The organism is Brevibacterium sp. LAARM3_SD1, from assembly GCF_057364765.1.
The window spans coordinates 1-311 of sequence record NZ_JBNFOL010000077.1 but is presented as its reverse complement, the minus strand read 5'-3'; the positions used below and the strand labels follow the sequence as shown (position 1 = coordinate 311).

Annotated in this window: 1 pseudogene; it reads left to right on the top strand. The window is 62.1% G+C overall.

Features of this window, described 5'->3' with window-relative positions:
• Positions 1-83: 83 nt before the first annotated feature.
• A pseudogene (locus tag AC2W7L_RS18510) lies at positions 84-311 on the top strand (IS110 family transposase); the annotation flags it as partial.

Sequence of the window (311 nt, the reverse complement as noted above, 5' to 3'; positions counted from 1 at the left end):
TAGACGAGTCACGACTGCGGTTTCCCCGGCAGGCTGATGGGCCGCGTCAGGGACTGCGGATCCTGGTCAAGGCTCGGGAGTCCATGACTCAGGAGAAGACCCGGACCATCAATGCGCTCACCGCGCTGTTGCGTACTCATAACCTCGGTATGGATGCGCGTCGGAAACTGTCGGTCGTCAAGATCCAGACGGTTGCGAAGTGGCGGGCCAGGAACGAGTCTGTGGCACTGGCCGAGGCCCGTCGGGAAGCCATTCGGTTAGCCAAGCGCGTCGTCGAACTCGAAGCGGAAATCAGGGACTACGCCATGCGG